General features: G+C 68.7%; 12 protein-coding genes. 10 read left to right on the top strand and 2 right to left on the bottom strand.

Going from position 1 to position 15,664, the window contains the following annotated elements; all coding sequences use genetic code 11:
* Positions 1 to 35 precede the first annotated feature (35 nt).
* From IPM80_06670 to queG, 3 genes are read left to right on the top strand one after another with little or no spacing between them, the layout of a single operon-like run.
* Positions 36 to 1,553 carry a CHAD domain-containing protein gene (locus IPM80_06670; GenBank protein ID MBK8958107.1) on the top strand — a complete coding sequence of 506 codons (1,518 nt, stop codon included), beginning with the start codon at positions 36 to 38 and terminating at the stop codon, positions 1,551 to 1,553.
* Positions 1,550 to 2,323: a ParA family protein gene (locus IPM80_06665; protein MBK8958106.1), complete on the top strand. Its 774-nt coding sequence runs from the start codon at positions 1,550 to 1,552 to the stop codon at positions 2,321 to 2,323. Before IPM80_06670 ends, IPM80_06665 begins: the two co-directional genes overlap by 4 nt.
* Positions 2,313 to 3,401, top strand: a complete 1,089-nt coding sequence (gene queG, locus IPM80_06660; GenBank protein ID MBK8958105.1) for a tRNA epoxyqueuosine(34) reductase QueG — start codon at positions 2,313 to 2,315, stop codon at positions 3,399 to 3,401. The genes IPM80_06665 and queG overlap by 11 nt, the downstream gene beginning before the upstream one ends.
* A 7-nt stretch (positions 3,402 to 3,408) precedes the next feature.
* On the opposite strand, the gene IPM80_06655 is transcribed toward queG, so the two are convergent.
* Positions 3,409 to 4,323: a hypothetical protein gene (locus tag IPM80_06655; protein ID MBK8958104.1), complete on the bottom strand. Its 915-nt coding sequence runs from the start codon at positions 4,321 to 4,323 to the stop codon at positions 3,409 to 3,411.
* A 127-nt stretch (positions 4,324 to 4,450) separates the two neighbouring features.
* Between IPM80_06655 and rpe the strand changes: the two genes are divergently transcribed.
* On the top strand, positions 4,451 to 5,125 hold the full coding sequence (gene rpe, locus IPM80_06650; protein MBK8958103.1) for a ribulose-phosphate 3-epimerase: 675 nt from the start codon (positions 4,451 to 4,453) through the stop codon (positions 5,123 to 5,125).
* Positions 5,122 to 5,793 carry a phosphoglycolate phosphatase gene (locus tag IPM80_06645; GenBank protein MBK8958102.1) on the top strand — a complete coding sequence of 224 codons (672 nt, stop codon included), beginning with the start codon at positions 5,122 to 5,124 and terminating at the stop codon, positions 5,791 to 5,793. The genes rpe and IPM80_06645 overlap by 4 nt, the downstream gene beginning before the upstream one ends.
* Before the next feature lie 31 nt (positions 5,794 to 5,824).
* Here IPM80_06645 and IPM80_06640 read toward each other — a convergent pair whose 3' ends face one another.
* The gene (locus IPM80_06640; GenBank protein MBK8958101.1) at positions 5,825 to 6,172 is read right to left on the bottom strand and encodes a hypothetical protein; all 348 of its coding nucleotides are present in this window, start codon (positions 6,170 to 6,172) and stop codon (positions 5,825 to 5,827) included.
* 223 nt (positions 6,173 to 6,395) lie between these two features.
* On the opposite strand from IPM80_06640, the gene IPM80_06635 reads away from it, so the two are divergent.
* The 5 genes from IPM80_06635 (at position 6,396) to IPM80_06615 (ending at position 15,436) form a co-directional block, all read left to right on the top strand.
* Positions 6,396 to 9,251 carry a PAS domain S-box protein gene (locus tag IPM80_06635; GenBank protein MBK8958100.1) on the top strand — a complete coding sequence of 952 codons (2,856 nt, stop codon included), beginning with the start codon at positions 6,396 to 6,398 and terminating at the stop codon, positions 9,249 to 9,251.
* Positions 9,252 to 9,437: 186 nt separating this feature from the next.
* The gene (locus IPM80_06630; protein MBK8958099.1) at positions 9,438 to 10,322 is read left to right on the top strand and encodes an alpha/beta hydrolase; all 885 of its coding nucleotides are present in this window, start codon (positions 9,438 to 9,440) and stop codon (positions 10,320 to 10,322) included.
* 103 nt (positions 10,323 to 10,425) lie between these two features.
* Positions 10,426 to 12,075, top strand: coding sequence for an NAD(P)/FAD-dependent oxidoreductase (locus tag IPM80_06625; protein MBK8958098.1), 1,650 nt, complete (start codon positions 10,426 to 10,428; stop codon positions 12,073 to 12,075).
* Between the two features lie 178 nt (positions 12,076 to 12,253).
* Positions 12,254 to 12,850, top strand: coding sequence for a heme-binding protein (locus tag IPM80_06620; GenBank protein ID MBK8958097.1), 597 nt, complete (start codon positions 12,254 to 12,256; stop codon positions 12,848 to 12,850).
* A 216-nt stretch (positions 12,851 to 13,066) separates the two neighbouring features.
* The gene (locus IPM80_06615) at positions 13,067 to 15,436 is read left to right on the top strand and encodes an MCP four helix bundle domain-containing protein (protein MBK8958096.1); all 2,370 of its coding nucleotides are present in this window, start codon (positions 13,067 to 13,069) and stop codon (positions 15,434 to 15,436) included.
* Positions 15,437 to 15,664: the final 228 nt, after the last annotated feature.

Genomic DNA, 15,664 nt, shown 5'->3' with positions numbered 1-15,664 from the left:
GCGATGCCGCCCCCGGCGGCCCGTCAGAGGATCCCATGGCCGGCATATTTCACTTCGTCAGCGCGTTGTCCTTGCAGGACTTTGCGCGCGCGCTCGAGGTCGCGCTGCCGGGTGGTCACAGCCAGCATGATGAAAGCGAACTACTGATCCTCGATCGCGCCGATCTCGCCTTGCGCCACCGCGGCTGGTGCCTCGGCCTGAGCCGCCGCGCCAACGACGCGCTGTTGACGCTGCGGCGCATCGACCACCAGCCCGCTTACATCAGCGCGGCGCCCACCGCAGCGCCGACCGCGGTGCATGCGATTCGCGCGCCGCGCCTGCAGGCGCGCCTCGAGCAGCTGCTCGGCGATGCGCCGCTCGAAATCGTGCAGCGCTGGCAGGTGCGCGGCCTGCGTCATGCCTGCGTGAACGAAGACGACAAGATCGAATGCACGCTCATCGCCGCCACCTATCGCGCCGTCGGCGCCGACGCGGCGGCCGCGCCGCTGTTGGTGGAACTCGTTCCCAAGCGCGGTTACGAGCGCGAAACCGCGGCGCTGGCCGCGCGCCTGGCGCTGCCGTGGCGCCGACTCGAACACGATTTCATGCATCTTCTCGACGACCTGTACACCGCGCGCCTCGCATCCTTGCGCCCGCCGCGCTCACGTCATGACCGCGCGCCGGTGGCGCTCGCCCAGGTACTGCTCGACCAGCACGCACTTGCCTGCGCCTGCGTGGAACCCGGCGGCGCGGCGCCGGGGGAGGACGAACTGCACGATTTCAGGGTCGCGATGCGCCGCAGCCGGTCGCTGCTGCGCGGCTTCCGACGCAGCCTGGGCCGCGACCTCGATCGGCATTTCAGTGCCGAGTTCCGCTGGCTGTCACGCGCCACCAGCCACCTGCGCGACATCGACGTGCTGTTGCTCGCCATGCGGACGCCGAGCGCCGATTACGCGGCGCTCGGCGAGCAAGAGCGCGCGCGTATCGCGACGCTGCTCGAGCACGAGCGGGCGCGCGCGGCGCGGCGGCTGGTCAAGGTACTCGCCTCGGCGCGCTATGCGCGCCTGCGCCGCGCCTGGCCGGCGGCGCTGTTGGCGCTGCTCCATCACCCGCCGCGCCAGGCGCCGCGCATCGCGCCCGCCGCCAGCCAGGCGATTGCCAAGGCCCTGGCCCGCGTCAGGCGCGACGTCACCGTCGTCGAGAACGATTACTCGGCCGCCGCGCTGCACGAGCTGCGCAAACAGTGCAAACGCCTGCGCTACCTCATCGAGCCGTTCGCCGCGCTCTATCCGCGCCAGCGCATCACCGCCTTCGAAGCCGAATTGAAACGGCTGCAGACCATGATGGGCGAGATCTGCGATCGTCACGCGCAGCTGGCCTTGCTGAAGGGCAGCCTCAAGACCCGCGCGGCGGGCGACGAGGCGCTTGGCGCGGCGCTGGCCGCGGCGCGCCGCCAGTTGCGCGTGGCGCTCGCGGCGAGCGATGTCGAGGCGGTGCTCGGGGCACTGGCCGATTTCGATTCGAGCCGTCACCATGCGGCGTTGGACTCGCTGTTCCAGACCGCTGAATCATGAAAGTCATCGCCACCTACAATCTCAAGGGCGGGGTGGGCAAGACCGCCAGCGCGGTCAATCTCGCCTACATCGCCGCCGGCAGCGGGCTGCGCGTCTTGTTGTGGGATCTGGACGCGCAGGGCGCGGCGAGTTTCTACCTGCGGGTGCGGCCCGCCATGGAAGGCGGCGCGCAGGCCCTGCTCGAAGACAAGCGCGGGCTGGCGCGTGCCATCCGCGCCACCGATTGCGCCAACCTCGATCTCATCCCGGCGGACTTTTCCTACCGCAATCTCGACATCGAACTGCGTGACTACAAGAAAAGCACGCTGCGCCTGAAACGCATGCTGCGCGAACTGGCCGACGACTACGACCTGGTGTTCGTCGACAGCGCGCCGAGCATGTCGACCGTCTCGGAGAACATCCTCAACATGGCCGACGTGCTGCTGGTGCCGCTGATCCCGACCCATCTTTCGCTGCGCGCCTACGAACAGCTGGCGGCGTTCCGCGCCGCGCAGAGCGACAGCCACGCACTTTTGCTGCCGTTCTTCTCCATGGTCGACAGGCGCAAGAGCCTGCATCGCGAATTGATCATCGAGTTCGCCGCCAGTCATCCCGACCTGCTGCGCAGCTACATTCCCTACGCGGCCGAAATCGAGCGCATGGGCGAACATCGCGCGCCGGTCAACGCCTACGCCGATCACAGCGCCGGCGGCCGCGCGTTTCGCGCGCTGTGGGCGGCGCTCGCGGAACGGCTGGAGGCCATGAGTCAGCCCGACCCGCGTGGCGAGTGACGCGCACGCGACGCTGGTCGCCGACGCGCTGGCCGAGCTTGCGCACTGGTCGCGCGAGCTCGGCTTTCAACAGTGCGCGGTGGCGCGTCTCACGCTCGACCGCGACAACGCCGAACTCGCCGCGTGGCTCGCCGCCGAGTACCACGGCAGCATGGGCTACATGCGCGAGCGCGCGGCCTTGCGCGCCGCGCCGCAGGCGCTGGTGCCGGGCACGCTGTCGGTGATCTCGTTGCGCATGAATTACCTGCCCGAGACCTTGACCGCGGCCAATACCGCCCTCGCCGACCCCGAGCGCGCCTACATCGCGCGCTACGCGCTGGGACGCGACTATCACAAGACCATACGCCAGCGCCTCAAGCAGCTCGCCCAGCGTCTCGCCACGCGCATCGGCGAATTCGGCTACCGGGTGTTCAGCGACAGCGCGCCGGTGCTGGAACGCGCACTGGCGCGCAATGCCGGCCTCGGCTGGCTGGGCAAGCACACCAATCTCATCGCGCGGCACGACGGCTCATTGTTCCTGCTTGGCGAGATCTATACCGACCTCGAGCTGCCGGCGAGCGCAGCGCAGGAAAAGGATCTGTGCGGCAGTTGCACGCGCTGCATCGAGGTGTGTCCGACCGCCGCCATCGTAGCGCCCTACCGGCTCGATGCGCGACGCTGCATCTCCTATCTCACCATCGAGAGCGCGGCGCCGATCCCGGAGGAACTGCGCGCGCCGATGGGCAACCGCGTGTTTGGTTGCGACGACTGTCAGCTGGTGTGTCCGTGGAATCGCTACGCGGTGAAGACCGAAGTCGCGGACTTCGCGCCGCGCCATGGGCTGGACAGCGCATCCCTGGTCGAACTGTTCGCCTGGAGCGAAGCGGATTTCGAACTACGCACGCGCGGCTCGCCGCTGCGGCGCATCTCGCACGAGCAATGGCTGCGCAATATCGCGGTGGGGCTCGGCAACGCGCCGGGCTCGGCGGCGGTGCTGGCGGCGCTCGAAGCCCGCGCCGCGCATCCCTCGGCGCTGGTGCGCGAGCACGTGGCCTGGGCGTTAGCCCGCCATCGTCAACGCGCGGCGGGCAGCGCCTGAGATTCGCTCACGAGCGCGGCACCGGCGCGGCGCCCTTGCCGGGCGGCGGCAGGTGCTCGGCGAAGCCGCGTATACGGCGCGCGATTTCAACCTCGAAGCCGATGTAACGCTGGTCGGCGCCGGTCAGCACCAGCTGGCGATAGGCTTCGAGCTTGCCGCGACTCGCTTCCAGCTTGCGTTCACCGGCACTGGCCACCGACCCGCGCTCGCGGGCCGGGCTGACGTCGAGCAGCGGCAGCTTGCTGTCACCGATCTGTCCGCTCCAAGGCCCGAGCGCGGCGACCGCCGCCACTTCGCCGGCCGCGGTCGCCACCTCGCGAGCCAGTTCCACGCTGCCGGCGCGGCCAACCACCACGGTCGCCGGTGACTGCTGCTGGGCGAGATATTCGAGGCCTTTCTTGGCGCGCTCCAGCGCCTGGTCATGGGTGTCCTCGTACTGCTTCTTGCTCGCGGTGGCGGGCAGCAAGGGGGTCTGCACCGCCAGTACCGACCAGCCGCCGGGCGGCAATTGGTTGAGCGCGGCGGCGATCACGGCGTCGTCACCGATGAAGCGGCCGGGAGCGGGGATGAACAGCACCGCGCCCTTGGCCGGCGTGTGGGTCGCCGCGCGGTAGCGGGCGAGGATGGGCGCGGTATCGTCGCCGAGCTTGATGAAATCGGTCGGCAGGGTCTTGGCTTCGAGCCGCGCCAGCAACAGCGGCTCGGGCGCGCCGGGCTCGGCCTTGTCGAGCGGCTTGCCGGCCGCGGCCGCGTCGGCGGCGGGCGGCGCGGCCGCCCCATCGGCAGGTGCGGGGGAATCGGCCGGCTTGTCGGTTTTGGCCTCGGCGGGCGGCGGCTCGGCCGCCCACGCGCCAGGCGCGCCGATCATCGCCCACAGCAGGCAACTCAGCAGGGCAGCGCGGATCCGGGGCAGGGCACTCATGGTGCTGATAGCGGCCGCCTGCACGCCAAGCTTGCGTGCCGGGGCGCGGATGCGTGCACAAGGCCAATCGGTTAGAGTGCGCCGCGACCGCTCCGCCGGCCTCCATCAACGCACGCTGGAAACCACCATGAAACAGCCTCCCCTGATTGCGCCCTCGATCCTGTCCGCCGACTTCGCGCGCCTCGGCGAAGAGGTCGCGGCGGTGCTGGCGGCGGGCGCCGACATCGTGCATTTCGATGTCATGGACAACCATTTCGTACCCAACCTCACCATCGGCCCGATGGTATGCAAGGCGCTGCGCGACTACGGCATCAAGGCGCCCATCGACGTGCACCTGATGGTCTCGCCGGTGGACCGCCTGATCGGCGAGTTCGCCGACGCCGGCGCCGACTACATCACCTTTCACCCCGAAGCCAGTGCTCACATCGACCGCAGCCTGCAGCTCATCAAGGAGCGCGGGCTGAAGGCCGGCCTGGTATTCAACCCCGCCACGCCCTTGAGCTATCTCGAGCACGTCATGGACAAAATCGACATGGTGCTGCTGATGTCGGTCAACCCGGGCTTTGGCGGCCAGGCCTTCATTCCCTCGGCGCTCCCCAAGCTGCGCGCCGCGCGCGAACTCATCGACGCCAGCGGCCTGCCTGTCCGCCTCGAGATCGACGGCGGCGTGAAGGCCGACAACATCGGCGCGATTGCCGCCGCCGGCGCCGACACCTTCGTCGCCGGTTCGGCGATCTTCGGCAAGGGTGACTACCGCGCCACCATCGCTGGCTTGCGCGCCGCCATCGCCGCCGGCGCATGAGCGCGGTCGCCGGTCTCGCGCTGTTCGACCTCGACGGCACGCTGGTCGACAGCGCGCCGGACATCGCCGACGCCGTCGACATCGCCCTCGTCGCCTGCGGCCGCGCGCCGCTCGGCGAGGCGGTGGTGCGAGGCCTCATCGGCAATGGCGCGGTGCGCCTCATGCATCGCGCCCTGACCGGCACCAAGGACGGTGACGCCGAGCCCGCCCTGCATGCGCGCGCCTACCAGCATTTCGTCGATGCTTACCAGCCGCGGGTGTTCGAGCGCACGCGGGTGTTCGACGGCGTCGAGGAGGTGCTGACGCGCCTCGCCGCGGCCGGCTGGGCGCTGGGCTGCGTGACCAACAAGCCGGCGCGCTTCACCGGGCCGTTGCTGGCCGCCGCCGGGCTCGCCGGACATTTCGCCGTGACGCTGTCGGGCGACAGCCTGCCGACCAAGAAGCCCGACCCGGCGCCGATCCTGCACGCTGCCGCCGCGCTGGGCGTGGCGCTGGCGCGGGTGGTGATGGTGGGCGATTCGCTGACCGACCTGCGCGCCGCGCAGAACGCCGGGGTGCGCGCGGTGTGCGTGAGTTTCGGCTATCACGCCGGGGTCGATCTCGAGGCCGAGGGCGCCGACGCGCTGATTGACGAGATGCCTGAATTATTGCGGGTGTTGGCCCTGTAGACGCGCATTCATTCGCGCATTCAACGGCCCACTAAGGCGCGAAAGGACCGGCATTTGCGACCGGCGTGGCCGGGTCACCGTCGCACAGCGCCAGCGCGAAGCCGGTGGTCTCGAACACCGCCGCCGAGATCTCATTGCCGACATGGGCGCGGTGCCCGTAGACCCAGGCGCCCGCCGAGGCGCCTTCCAGCAACAGTGCGGTGAACACCGCGTAGCGCAGGTAGGGATGGCGCAGGCGCGTCACCAGGTTGGCCATCACGGTGCCCAGGCCATGGCTGGCCACGGTGTCGCGCGGCTTGATGCCGCACCAGGATTTCACGCGCCGCCATGCCTCGATGATCTGCATGGCGAGGGCGAGCGCGACCACGCAGCAGGTCAAGGCGGCCACCCGGGCGGACGAAGGGATGGGGCTGTGGTCATGCTCGATATACCCATGGGCGCGCGACGACGACACCCGTTGGTAAATGCTAGCCCCGTCGGCGCGCGTGACGCAATCGCGAAGCGCGCCATCGACCCGAGGGCCGTGCGCTTGACCCCTCTCATGGAAGATTCCGGCGCGATTGCCGATATTAAATGTTGAAACCCATATCCGAGGCGACGCGATGAGCGGACTGCTTCCCGCTGCCGCCGGCCTGCTGGTCGGCCTCGTGCTCTCCTTTGCAGTGCTGATGCCACGCGCGCGGCGGCGCCTCGAGCGCGCGCTGGCCGCGCGCGAAACCCGTTTGGAAATGGCCATGGGCGCCGCCAAGCTCGGCGCCTGGGACTGGGATCTGCTCGCCGACCGGGTCGAATGGTCCGACAGCCTGTGGTCGGTATCGGGTCTCGACCGGGCGCGTACGGTCCTGACCCGCGCAAGTTTCATCGCCGCCATCCATCCCGACGATCGCGCCGCCATGCAGGTCGCGATCGATGCCGCGCTCGACGGCGACGCGCCGTTTCACCACGAGGCGCGCATGGTCAAGGGCGACGGCGAAGTGCGCTGGATGTCCAGCCACGGACGCGTGCTGCGCGACGACAAGGGTCGCGCGCTGCGCATGGTCGGCATCGATATCGACATCACCGCGCTCAAACGCGCCGAGGCGGAACTCGCCGAATCGGAAGCGCGCTTCCGCGTGGCCTTCGATCTCGCCGCCATCGGCATGATCCTGGTGCGGCCCGACGGCGGCCTGTTCAAGGTCAACCGCGCGTTGTGCGAACTGCTCGGCATGAGCTTCATGAGCCTGACCCATCCCGAAGACCTGCCGGCCAGCCGCGAAATGCAGCGCCGCCTGCTGGCGGGCGAACTGGCGGTGGGCACGATCGAGAAACGTTACCTCAGGCGCGACGGCCACAGCGTGTGGTGCCATGTCAGTGTCGCGTCGGTGCGAGACCGCAACAACCAGCCGCTTTACCAGGTCACGCAGGTGCAGGACATCGACGCGCGCAAGCGCGCCGAAGCGCAGCTCGAGGGCAGCGAGGCTCGCTTCACGACCGCCTTCGAATCGGCCGCCATCGGCATGGCCCTGGTGCAACCCGACGGCCGCTGGTTGAAGGTCAACACCGCACTGTGCGAATTGCTCGGCTACAGCGCCGAACAAATGCTGGCGACCGACTTCCAGACCTTGACTCATCCCGACGAACTGCCGGAAACGGTGTCGCTGATCCGCCAACTGCACGCCGGCGACATCGCGCAGGTGCACCAGGAAAAACGTTATCTCACCGCCAGCGGTGCCTACCGCTGGGTGCGCGTCAGCGTGTCGCTGGTGCGCGACCGTGACGGTCGCCCGCTGTACCACGTCACGCAGGTGTCGGACATCGAGGCGCGCCATCGCGCCGAAACCGCGCTGATGGCCGCCAAGCAGCTGGCCGAGTATCGCGAGCGCGAGAAATCGCTGCTGCTGGAGCGCCTGAACGAAGCGCAGAGCGTCGCCAAGATCGGATCCTGGAGTCTCGACAAGCTGAGCGGCGCGGTGTGGTGGTCGGACGAGATGTATCGCATCTTCGCGCTCGACCCGGCCACCTACGTGCCCAGCGTCAAGAACAATGCGCGCTACTTTCACCGCGAAGACAAGCACAACTATCACCGCACCATCGAGCGCGCGCTGCGCGAAGGGCGCGATTTCGAATGCGAAGCGCGCATCGTGGCCGGCGACGGCACCGTCAAGCATATCGCCGACCATGGCCAGCTGGAGCACGATGCGGACGGCCGCCTGGTCCGTATCTTCGGCACTTTCCAGGACGTCTCCGAAAGGCGGCAGCTCGAAGCGCAACTGCGGGAAGCACAAAAAATGGAATCGCTGGGTGCGCTGGCCGGCGGCGTCGCCCATGACTTCAACAACCTGTTGAGCGTGATCCTCGGCAACGCGCAGCTGGCACGCGTGCAATCGAAGGACCCGCGGCTGCTTATCGACAAGATCGAGCACATCGAGCAGGCCGGACAGCGCGCCAAGACGCTGGTCGAACAGATCCTCGCCTTCAGCCGCCGCAAACCGCTGAGTTTCGAACCGGTCGACCTCGCCGAGGTGGCGCGCGAAGCGCTGCGCCTGCTGCGCGCCACCATCCCGAGCGGGGTGGCCATCACCGCCACCATTCCCGAGGCCTTGCCGGCGGTGATGGCCGACGCCTCGCAGCTGCACCAGGTGGTGATGAATCTTTTCACCAACGCCTGGCATGCGGTGCGGGACATCGAGGGTCGCGAAGCGAACGTGCACATCGAAATCGAGACCCAGCACCTCGAACAGGCGGTGACGAACCTGCTCGGCGCGGGTCTCGGCGCTGGCGAATACCTGTGCATTTCGGTGCGCGACAACGGCATCGGCATGGATGCCGCGACCCGCGCCCGCGTGTTCGAGCCGTTCTTCACCACGCGCGCCATGGGCGAAGGCACGGGGCTCGGGCTGTCGGTCGTGCATGGCATCATCAGCGCCCATCACGGCGCCATCAATGTCGAATCGACGCCGGGTGAGGGCACGGTGTTCCGCATACATCTGCCGGTCGCGCGCGGCGTGACGGCAAGCGTGCACGATTTGCACCCGGCGGCAGGGCAATTGCCGGAACAGATTGGCGGACGCGTGCTGTACATCGACGATGAGCCCGCCATGACGATGCTGGTGCGCGAGCTCGTCGCCGACGACAGTGTGAGCGTCAGCGTTGCCACCGATCCGCTGGCGGCACTGGAAGAGATCCGACGCGCGCCCGACGCCTACGACCTGGTCGTCACCGATTTCAACATGCCCGGCCTGTCGGGCCTCGACCTCGCGCGTGAACTTGCGCAACTCGAGCCGACGCTGCCGGTGGTGGTGAGCTCGGGCTACGTCACGCCGGCCCTGCAGGAAGCCGCTGACAGTGGCCGCATCCGGGCGCTGATCAACAAGATCGAGACCAGCGAAGTGCTGCCGCGCCTGGTGCGCGAGATCCTGGCGAACACGGCCCGCACCCCGGCGCGCGAGACCCGCATGGCATCCCCTGGCGGGCAATAGCCGCGACGCGAGCCGGCGTGCTAGCGTGAGCGGTGATCGCCGCTCGACAGCGCGACCCCGCCAGCGGGGTTCGAGGCACGGCCGGTCCACCGCACCATGCGCGCGGCGCTCTCGAAGTGCTGGACTTCACACGCGGGTGCCGCAGCAAAGCGATTCTTGAACACCCCTGACGAGGAGCCCATCACCATGGCCAGCGCCGAGATCATCAAGCTGAAGGGATTATTGCGCGCCAAGGCCTTGCCGCCGGAGACGTCCATCGCCGAGCGTCGCGCGCTGATGGAGAAACTCGCGTTTCGCGTCGCCGACGACGTCGCGGTGGAGAAGCGCACCGTCGCCGGCCGCGACGCCGAATGGTTGTGCGCGCCGGGCGCCGACGCCGGCCACGTACTGCTGTACCTGCACGGCGGCGGTTACGTGATGGGTTCGCCCAATACCCACCGCGCGCTGGCCGCCGAACTGTCGCGCGCGGCCGGCGCCTGCGTGCTGCTGCCCGATTATCGCCTGGCGCCGGAAGCGCCGTTTCCGGCCGCGGTCGACGATGCGCGGGCCGCCTACCAGTGGCTGCTCGGGCAGGGCCACGCGGCCGAGCGCCTCGCGATCGCCGGCGATTCGGCCGGCGGCGGGCTCACCGTCGCGACCCTGCTCGCGCTGCGCGATCACGGTCTGCCGCTGCCGCGTTGCGCGGCCTGCCTCTCACCGTGGTCGGATCTGGCCTGCAGCAATGCCTCCTACCAGACCCGCGCTGCCGCCGACCCCATGATCACCAGCGCCGACATCACGCTCATGGCCGGCGCCTATCTCGACGGCGCCGACCCGAAATCAGCGCTGGCCTCGCCCAATCGCGCCGATCTGAGCGCCCTGCCGCCGCTGCTGATCCAGGTCGGGCGCGACGAAGTGCTGCTCGACGACGCGCTGGTGTTGCACGAGGCGGCGCGCTCGGCGGGAGTCGCCAGCACGCTCGAGATCTGGGACGACATGATCCACGTCTGGCATGCCTTCCATCCGCTGTTGCCGGAAGGCAAGCAGGCGATTGCACGCATCGGTGAATTCCTGCGCGCGCACTGGGGCTAGCACTATCCTTCGAGGGTCGCGCCGGACACCGCTGTCGCCGCCCTCCATCCGCTTTAGACTCGACCGCTCACAACCATCCGACGCTTCTGGGGAGAACCGCGCCATGGCCAACAACGCATCACCATCCACGAGTCCGCAGGAACTCGACGCCATCGTCATCGGCGCCGGCTTCGGCGGCATGTATGCCCTGCACACCCTGCGCGAGCAGGGCCTCAAGGTCCGCGTCTACGACGAAGCGACCGGCGTCGGCGGCACCTGGTACTGGAACCGCTACCCGGGCGCGCGCGTCGATTATCCCGGCGGGCCGTTCTACTGCTACACGTTTTCGGAACAGCTGCTGCGCGAGTTCGACTGGCCGGAAAAGCAGCCCGACCAGCCGACCGTGCTGCGCTATCTCAATTTCGTCGCCGACCGGCTGGATCTCCGGCGCGACATCCAGCTCGCGACGCGCGTGACCGGCGCGAGCTTCGATGAAGGCGCGCAGCGCTGGGAAATCGACACCAGCACGGGCGAGAAAGTGCGTGCGCAGTTCCTGGTGTGCGCGGTGGGCGCGCTGTCGGCCGCCCATGTGCCGAACATCGCGGGCCTCGGCAGCTTCACCGGCGAGGTCTATCACACCGGCCGCTGGCCGAACGACAAACCGGTATCGTTCACGGGCAAACGCGTCGGCATCATCGGCACCGGCTCGTCCGGCATCCAGTCGACGCCGGTGATCGCCCGGGACGCCGCGCACCTGACCGTCTTCCAGCGCACGCCGCAATACTCGGTGCCGGCCGGCAACACGGCGACCGACCAGGCGCTGGTGGCGGAGGCGCGCGCCAACTGGCCGAAGTTCCGCGAGATCATGTTGTCCACGCCGATCGGCGCGCCGGAAGTGCCGAGCACCATCCGCGCCTGCGAGCACACCCCCGAGCAACGGCGCGCGACCTACGAAGCGGCGTGGCAAAAAGGTGGCTTGGGGCCGATCCTGGTATCGACCTACTGCGACATCCTCACCGACAAGCAGTCCAACGAATGGCTGGCGGAGTTCGTGCGCGAGAAGATTCGCCAGACCGTGAAAGATCCGGACGTGGCGCGCAAGCTCATGCCGAGCTACCTCATCGCCACCAAGCGCCAGGTCATGGACGAGGGTTACTACGAAGCCTTCAACCGTGACAACGTCAGCCTGGTCGATTTGCGCGAAGACCCCATCGTCGAGATCACGCCCACGGGCGTGCGCACCCAGAGCGGCGAGCACCCGCTCGACATGCTGGTGTTCGCCACCGGCTTCGATGCCATCACCGGCGCGCTGCAGAAGATCAATCCGCGTGGCCGCGGCGGAGTGTCACTCGCCGAGTGCTGGAAGGAGCGCTTCAATTCGTGGCTGGGCCTGACCATCCCGCGCATGCCCAACCTGTTCATGATCCACGGCCCGGAGTCGCCGTGCGTGCTGTACAACATGCCGCTCGGCGCCGAGCGCCAGACCGACTGGATCCGCGACTGCATCCTCAACATGCGCAAGCACGGCATCGGCGCCATCGAGCCGGCGCCGGGCGTGGACGTCGGCTGGAGCCGCGAAGTGGCGGAAGTCGCCAACATGTCGCTCTACCCGCAAACCGAGTCCTGGTACGTGGGCGCCAACATTCCCGGCAAGCATCGCCAGTTCGCCGTGCACCTCGGCGGCCCGGCCTATTACGCACGCATCAAGGAAGCGGCCGACAAAGGCTATGAAGGCTTCGTCATGGAGCCGGAGCGCAGCGAGGCGGCGGCCTGATAGCGCAGGCCCGCGTGTCGCCCGCGCCGAGCGCGGCGGCACGCGGACCTGTCGCGAGTGATCCCGCGCGCTGCTCGTTGCGTATAAGCCGGATGACGATTTCCCTGCATTCATCGCGGAGCGCCCCGGCATGATGCGCAGCATCTCGCGCTTGGTATTTCTCGTCGCCACGTTGTCGATGGCGGCGGCGCCGAGCCACGCCATAGAAGAGCCGGTCTACGAGGTGGCCAGGCGCATCGGTGCCATCGAGGTGCGCCACTACCCATCCTACGTGGTGGCCGAGGTGGTGCTGAGCGGCTCGGCGGAGGACACCGGCAATCGTGGCTTTCGCATCCTGGCCGGCTACATCTTCGGCAAGAACAAGGGCGAACGTCGGCTCGCCATGACGGCGCCGGTGACGCAGGCCGCGGCGCCGGCCAAGATGGCCATGACCGCGCCCGTCACGCAAACCAGCGCGGCGGGCGGCTACCGCGTGCAGTTCGTGCTGCCGCGCGGTGTGACGCTCGACAACGCGCCGCTACCGCTCGACCCGCGCATCGCGCTGCGCCAGGAGCCGCCACAACGCGTGGCCGTGATCCGCTATACCGGCCGCTGGTCAGCGGCCAACTACGACACCCACCTCGCCCAATTGCAGACCGCCTTGAAGCGCGAAGGCCTGGCATGGGTGGGCGTGCCAATCTACTCGCGCTACAACCCGCCGATTACGCCGTGGTTCTTGCGGCGTAACGAAATCTGGCTGCAACTCGCCGACGAGACCGACGCTGGCGGGCAATGAGCGCGCGGCTGGCCACGGATCGACGAATAGTTGATCGCCGTCAATCGAATACCTAAGTACAGCACTCGGTTATACCGATACAGGTCCTGGAAGCTACCCGGCCGCGCTGACGGTCGGTGACTCAAGGGATCGTGTCTTGCCTGCGGCCGGCCGAAATGGGCCGCGGGTCTCGTGGCAACTTCAGTCGCGACCGCGACCTCCACGAGGAATGCCTGCATGCACTACGACCAACTCTCCGTCCGCGCCCGTCTCGCGCTTGCCTTCGGCTTCGTGCTGTTGCTGCTGCTCGGCGTCGGCGGCATCGCGCTCCAACACATGAACGACATGGAGCACAAGCTCGCCACCATCGTCGAAAAGGACTGGGTGAAGGCGTCACTCGCCAACACCATGAACAATGCCATGCGCGGCAACGCGCGACTGGCGCTGGAGGCTGTCGCGAGTAACGACGCCGCGCGCCTGGTCACGATCCGGCAGCGCATCGACACCAACAAGCGCGCGGTGAGCGAGGCCATCGCCGCGCTGGAACCCTTGCTCTACCTGCCGGCCGGACGCGCGCTGTTGGCCGACATCAAGGCGCAGCGCGGCGCGTGGGTGAACGGCCTCGAACGCGCGATGGGCGAAGTGGCCGCCGGTCAGCGCGAAGCCGCGGCGCGCACCATGACCGACGTGGCGCTGCCGACCCTCGACGTCACGCTCGCCAAGGTCGCGGATTTCGTCGCCCTGCAAGGGCGTGCCATGGATGACGCCGGCGCGGCCGCCAAGGCTGCCAGCCGCAGCGGCCAGCGCTGGATGTTCGCCATCGTGCTCATCGCCCTGCTGGGCGGCGCGGTGCTGGCCGGTCTCATCACCCGCTCGCTGCTCAAGCAGCTCGGCGGCGAACCGCGCGACATCGCCGAGGTCGCGCAGCGCATCGCCGCCGGTGATTTCGATGTCGCGCTCGAGGTGCGCGCCGGCTGCGAACACAGCGTCGCCGACGCCATGCTGCACATGCTCGAACGCCTGCGCGCCTTCATCGCCGCGCAGGACGACATGACCCGCCGTCACGCCGCCGGCGAAATCAGCCATTGCGTCGATGCGCGCGGCTTCGAGGGCGGCTATGCCGACATGGTGGCGCGCCTCAACGCAGTGGTCGGCGGCCACGTGCGCGTGCAGGAACGCATGGCCGAAACCATTGCCGCCTACGCGCTCGGCGATTTCGGTCCCGACATGGACGCGCTGCCGGGCGAGCAGGCGCGCATCAGCACCGCGATGGCGGAAGTCAAAACCAACCTCGTGGCCGTGCAGAGCGAAATCGCCCATCTCGCCAGCGCCGCCGCCGCCGGCGACTTCAGCCAGCGCGGCGACGCCGCGCGGTTCCATCACGCCTTCCGCGACATCGTGCTGACTCAGAACCGTCTCATGGAAGTCGCCGAGAGCGGCCTGTCGGATGTCGCACGGGTGCTCGCCGCGCTCGCCCACGGCGACCTGTCGGCGCGCATCGACGGCGAATACCACGGCCTGTTCGGCCGCCTCAAGGACGACACCCACCACACCGTCGAGCAGTTGCACGCCATCGTGCAGCAGATCGCCGCACTGGCGGCCGCCGCCGCGCACGGCGATTTCTCGGCGCGTGCCGATGAAGGCGCCTACGAGTACGAGTTCCGCGACATCATCGCCGCGCTGAACCGCCTCATGAGCGTGTCCGAACAAGGGCTCGGCGATATCGCGGGCGTGCTGCACGCACTGGCGGCGGGCGATCTCACGGCGCGCATCAGCGCCCACTACGAAGGCACCTTCGATGAACTGAAGCACGACGCCAACACCACCGCCGCGCGGCTGGCGGAAATCGTCGGCCGCATTCACCTGGCCAGCCAGACCATCGGCACCGCCTCGTCGGAAATCGCCGACGGCAATCTCGACCTGTCGCGCCGCACCCAGGCCGAGGCCTCCAGTCTCCAGGAGACCGCCGCCGCGATGGAGGAGCTGGCGGCGACCGTCAAGCAGAACGCCGACAACGCCGAACGCGCGCGGCAGCTCGCCAACCAGGCCAACGACGTTGCGCACCGCGGCGGCGCGGTGGTCGAACAGGTGGTGGAGACCATGCATCACATCGCCAGCGGTTCGGCGCACATCACCGACATCGTCGGCCTCATCGACACCATCGCCCATCAAACCAACCTGCTGGCGCTGAATGCGGCGGTCGAAGCGGCCCGCGCCGGCACTGAAGGGCGCGGCTTCGCGGTGGTGGCGGCCGAGGTGCGCGCGCTTGCCCAGCGCAGCGCCGCCGCCGCGAAGGACATCAAGCGCCTGATCGACGTGTCGGTGGAGAACGTCGCGAGCGGCAATACGCTGGTCGAGAGCGCCGGTCACACCATGCGCGAGGTGGTGTCGGCGGTGCAGTCGGTGTCGACCTTGCTCGGCGACATCACCACCGCGTCCAACGAGCAGGCCATCGGCCTAGAACAGATCAACAAGGCCGTCACGCAGATGGACCACAGCACGCAACAGAATGCATCGCTGGTCGAACAGGCGGCGGCCGCCGCCGAGGCCTTGCGCGAGCAGGCTGCCGAACTCGGCGACGCGGTGGTGGTGTTCCGCGTCGCGTGAGGAGCGCGCGCAAGTCTTGAGCTGCGACTCGCGGCGGCGGCGCTTGGCGCCGTCGCCCTGCATCCATCGTCCCCAGCCCCTGCCCCGGCCGCACGCCGAGCGCGGCGCCATCAAGGCCTGCGCGCCCGAGGTTCATTGTTGGCCCGTTCTGGGCGAAAATGCCGGCCCGGCGCCGGTATTGCCCCGCGCCGTCACTGGCGGGCGGCCGCCACTCGCGCGCTGAGCGCC

It is taken from the genome of Pseudomonadota bacterium, assembly GCA_016719885.1.
Lineage (GTDB): Bacteria > Pseudomonadota > Gammaproteobacteria.
Note: the sequence above shows the minus strand (reverse complement) of the source record. Positions and strands in the feature narration are given on the sequence as shown.

Bases quoted from the DNA above. Each gene is read 5' to 3' on its own strand.
- IPM80_06625 (MBK8958098.1), top strand. From the start codon at position 10,426: ATGGCCAACAACGCATCACCATCCACGAGTCCGCAGGAACTCGACGCC.
- IPM80_06670 (MBK8958107.1), top strand. From the start codon at position 36: ATGGCCGGCATATTTCACTTCGTCAGCGCGTTGTCCTTGCAGGACTTT.
- IPM80_06630 (MBK8958099.1), top strand. From the start codon at position 9,438: ATGGCCAGCGCCGAGATCATCAAGCTGAAGGGATTATTGCGCGCCAAG.
- IPM80_06655 (MBK8958104.1), bottom strand. From the start codon at position 4,323: ATGAGTGCCCTGCCCCGGATCCGCGCTGCCCTGCTGAGTTGCCTGCTG.
- IPM80_06615 (MBK8958096.1), top strand. From the start codon at position 13,067: ATGCACTACGACCAACTCTCCGTCCGCGCCCGTCTCGCGCTTGCCTTC.
- IPM80_06645 (MBK8958102.1), top strand. From the start codon at position 5,122: ATGAGCGCGGTCGCCGGTCTCGCGCTGTTCGACCTCGACGGCACGCTG.
- rpe (MBK8958103.1), top strand. From the start codon at position 4,451: ATGAAACAGCCTCCCCTGATTGCGCCCTCGATCCTGTCCGCCGACTTC.
- IPM80_06620 (MBK8958097.1), top strand. From the start codon at position 12,254: ATGGCGGCGGCGCCGAGCCACGCCATAGAAGAGCCGGTCTACGAGGTG.
- IPM80_06635 (MBK8958100.1), top strand. From the start codon at position 6,396: ATGAGCGGACTGCTTCCCGCTGCCGCCGGCCTGCTGGTCGGCCTCGTG.
- IPM80_06665 (MBK8958106.1), top strand. From the start codon at position 1,550: ATGAAAGTCATCGCCACCTACAATCTCAAGGGCGGGGTGGGCAAGACC.